Raw genomic sequence first — 3,810 nt, forward strand, 5'->3', positions numbered from 1 at the left:
CTTGTATTATTGTCGGTGGGCGACGTGTTCCCGTATCGCCGTGGTCCGTCGGCGCGGGTGCCGCGTGAACCCCCCGTGACGGCCGCGCAGCCGATCGGGCCGTGGACCAGGTGGGCCGCGTCCGTGACCGGGTTTAAGACCACCCGTGCCCCGCAGAAGACGCAGGCCCGCTGGCTCACCGAGCCGGCCAGGCTGTCGTCTGCGCAGTGGATCGCTGTCTTGCTCTTCCCTGCCGTCATGATCGAACGTTCGCGTTCGTTTAAGACAACCGGTACTCCGGCTGCCGGCAGGGTGCAGAGATCTTCCATGGTTTCCTCCTTTCTCATTTTTACAATATCAGTTCGAAGTCCTCATCGAGAGCATCGCGGTCGCGCCGTTCGAGGAGCGCATTGCTGATCTGCTCGATTAAGCGCAGGCAGCCCCGGTACCCGACAACGGGCATCAGCGGGTGGACGGCCCGGTCCAGGATGGGAAAGCCGAACCGCACGAGCGGGATGTCCTCTTTCCGTGCAATGTACTTACCGTAGGTTGTGCCGATCAGGAGGTCGACCTTCTCCTCGCGGATCCACTGGTGGAGCTCGAAGAGGTCGCCATCCGCTTTTACCCGGCTCCCGGTGATCCCGGCTGCTTCCAGCATTGCATTGACCTCGGCCTCGAACGTCTTGCCGGGCGTGCCGGTCAGGACATACTTCGGGACCATCCCCATCGCGATCAGGAACTCGGTCATGGCGATGAGGTGGTCGGGGTCGCCGAAGAGGGCCACAGTCTTCCCCTGGTAGTGGAAGTGGGTGTCGATCAGCGTGTCGATGACCTGGCCCCGCTCGACTTCAAGGGATTTTGGCACCTCGACGCCGAACCAGTCTTTTAATGCCATGATGAAGTCATCGGTAGCTTTGAGGCCGATCGGGAGCTTGAGCGGGATACCGGTAACCCCGCATTTCTCCTGCAGGAGGTCTGCGGCATCGTTGGACGCAAACGACCCGAGGGCGAGCGTCAGCGATGAGTTGCCGGCATCGCGGATCTCCGCAACCGTTGCCCCTCCCTTAGGATACATCTGGTACCTGCTCGTGAGCGGCGTATCGAGGACCCCGCTGGTGTCCGGGAACAGGATCAGCTTCACGCCCATCTCATTGACGATCCTGCGGATCTCGCGCATGTCGCCGGGGTTCACGAAGCCCGGCAGGACGTTGACCTGGTCCTTCTGGAACCCGTCCGACTGGGAGAGGTACGAGACCATGGCCCGGCACATGCCGGCAAAGCCGGTGATGTGCGAACCCTGGTAGCTCGGGGTGTTGACATGGATCACGACCTTCCCTTCGGGGATCTCGGCCTGCCGGATGATATTCGGGATATCGTCGCCGATCGTTTCGGAAAGGCAGGTCGTGTGGACGGCCATGATCTCCGGGTTGTAGATCGCAAACACGTTCTTGATCGAGGTCTTCAGGTTGGCTGCGCCACCGAAGACCGATGCGCCTTCCGTGAAGGAGCTCGATGAGGCCATGACGGGGTCCCGGAAGTGCCGGGTCAGGTGCATGCGGTGGTAGGCACAGCAGCCCTGCGAGCCGTGGCTGTGCGGCAGGCACCCGTGGATGCCGAGCGCCGCGTACATGGCGCCGATGGGCTGGCAGGTCTTTGCCGGGTTGATCTTGCCGGTGGTGTGATCCACCGGTCCTTCCGGCAAGCATTCAAGCATGGGGTTCACTTCCTTTCTCTTGTGCTTTCTCCCACGGGGAGATGATCATCTTCCAGGCCGGTGTCGAGACGGCGTTTGCCACATCGCGGGCAAAGTTGATGGCGCCGTTGTACCCGGCATAGGGGCCGGCATAGTCGTACGAGTGGAGCTGCTTTGAGGCAACGCCGAGCTTGTGGGCAATGTACTTGTCCCGGACACCCGAGAAGATCAGGTCGGGGTGATATTTTGCCACCAGCTCTTCCACCTCGTGGTGGTTGGCGTCGTCGATCATCAGCTCGCCGTTCTTCATGCTCGGGTACATCCCTTCGTAGAAACTGAGCGGGACCTCTTTTTTCAGGGCCTCGTACTGCTCCTTTGTCATGCCGAGGTACTCGTGGGCCTCGCGGAACTTCTCCGGGTCTGGTGTGAGATGGAGTTCGGGGATGTTCTTTGAGTCCGCATCGCTCTTGATGGTCGGGATGACCTGCCGTCCTTCATAGTTGTCGCGGTGGGCGAACTCGTACCCTGCCACGACCACTTCCATGCCCAGGTCCCGAAGCAGGTACTGGTAGTGGTGGCTGCGGGACCCGCCGACGAACGCGAACGCGGTTTTTCCTTCGCAGATCTTCCGGTACTGCTCTATGACCGGCATGATGCGGGCGGTCTCGCGGGCGATGACCTCCTCGGTCTTCTGTTCAAGTTCCGGGTCGTTGAAGCATTTTGCCATCTGGCGCAGCGACTCGTTCGTGGCTTCGATGCCGATGAAGTTGACCTTCAGCCACGGCATGCCGTACTTTGTCTCCATCATCTCGGCGATGTAGTTGATCGACCGGTGGCACTGGACGAGGTTTAAGTCGGCCAGGTGGAGGCGTTTGATGTTCTCGTAGCTCGCGTCACCGGTCAGGATGCTGTTGACGGTGTAACCGATATCCTCCAGGATCCGTTCGAGCTCCCAGCCGTCGCCGCCGATGTTGTACTCGCCGAGGATGTTGATGACATGCTTCCCGGGCTTTCGCTCCGTGCCGGTGCCGACGACCTTCTCCATGATGTTGTTGTTGGCAATGTGGTGGCCTGCCGACTGGCTGACGCCTTTGTATCCTTCGCAGTTGAAGGAGAGGACCTGGATGCCGTGCCGTTCCTGCGCTGCTTTTGCCACCGCATTGATGTCGTCCCCGATGAGGCCGACCGGGCAGGTGGCGCAGATGTTGATTGCCCGCGGGTGGAATGCGAGAACGACTTCGTCGATCATCTTCGCGAGTTTCTTCTCGCCCCCGAAGACAATGTCCGGCTCCTGCATGTCGGTCGTGAAGCAGAGCTGGCTGTAGACCTTGTCTTTCGGTGTTGTCTCATCGGCCCGGGCCTTGTTCCGGCGCGTGCCCCAGCTGTAGTACCCGCAGCCGACCGGGCCGTGGGTGATGGTGACCATGTCCTTGATCGGGCCGACCACGACACCTTTGCACCCGGCGTACGCACAGCCGCGCTGCGAGATGATGCCGGGGATGGTCCGGGTGTTCGCTTCGATCTGTGGGCAGCACCCGGCTGCCTCGTTCTTTAAGACAAGGTGCTTCTTCCGGTTTTTCTTTACGGTATCCGGGTAGGCTTCGAGCATCCCGTCTAATCCTGGTTCCGTTTCTGCCATGATTGCCCAACTCCTCCCTTACCAGATTGCTGCTTCTCCCGCTTCGCCGGTGCGGACGCGGAGCGCGTCGCTGACCGGGAGCACAAAGATTGCCCCGTCGCCGATCCCGTACTCGGTCCGGTTCGCCTGAGTTATCGCTTCCACGATCCGCGGCACATCGTCGTCGTGCGCAAGGACCGTGAAGAGGCGTCGCGGGAAGAACCGGGACCCGTCCAGGAAACTGGTGATCAGGTTCTCCGTATCCGTTGCATCGCTGAACTCGTCCATGCCCATGGCAAGGAGTTTCTCGCGGCACTTCTCCAGCTCCTGCGGGTCGGTGACGAGCTTTCCCCGTCCTGATACTTTCACCGCGGTGAACCCCGCAACCCCGGCCGCCACGAGGGCTTTCTTGGTTGCGCCGGTCTTCTTCATCCGGACGATCGCCATGATCTCTTTCATCGCGATCGCCTCAGAGGCCCGGGCTGGTCTTCGAGATCGTGTAAGCTTCCTCGACCGGGGA

4 protein-coding genes are annotated in these 3,810 nt (G+C 61.0%); all 4 read right to left on the reverse strand.

The genetic code is table 11. The features are described from left to right. A partial coding sequence (locus tag CW742_RS08595; protein WP_292419172.1) for a nitrogenase component 1 occupies window positions 1-326 on the reverse strand: 326 nt, incomplete at its 3' end. Between the two features lie 2 nt (window positions 327-328). Continuing rightward, complete coding sequence (locus CW742_RS08600) at window positions 329-1,693, reverse strand: nitrogenase component 1 (RefSeq protein WP_292419175.1); 1,365 nt, start codon at window positions 1,691-1,693, stop codon at window positions 329-331. Continuing rightward, the gene (gene nifD / locus CW742_RS08605) at window positions 1,686-3,311 is read right to left on the reverse strand and encodes a nitrogenase molybdenum-iron protein alpha chain (protein ID WP_292419177.1); all 1,626 of its coding nucleotides are present in this window, start codon (window positions 3,309-3,311) and stop codon (window positions 1,686-1,688) included. Before nifD ends, CW742_RS08600 begins: the two co-directional genes overlap by 8 nt. A gap of 18 nt (window positions 3,312-3,329) precedes the next feature. Continuing rightward, the coding region (locus tag CW742_RS08610; RefSeq protein ID WP_292419179.1) for a P-II family nitrogen regulator at window positions 3,330-3,810 on the reverse strand (481 nt) is incomplete at its 5' end.

Source organism: Methanoregula sp., assembly GCF_002835825.1.
Classification (GTDB): Archaea; Halobacteriota; Methanomicrobia; order Methanomicrobiales; family Methanospirillaceae; genus Methanoregula.

Bases quoted from the DNA above. Each gene is read 5' to 3' on its own strand.
- CW742_RS08600 (WP_292419175.1), bottom strand. From the start codon at position 1,693: ATGCTTGAATGCTTGCCGGAAGGACCGGTGGATCACACCACCGGCAAG.
- nifD (WP_292419177.1), bottom strand. From the start codon at position 3,311: ATGGCAGAAACGGAACCAGGATTAGACGGGATGCTCGAAGCCTACCCG.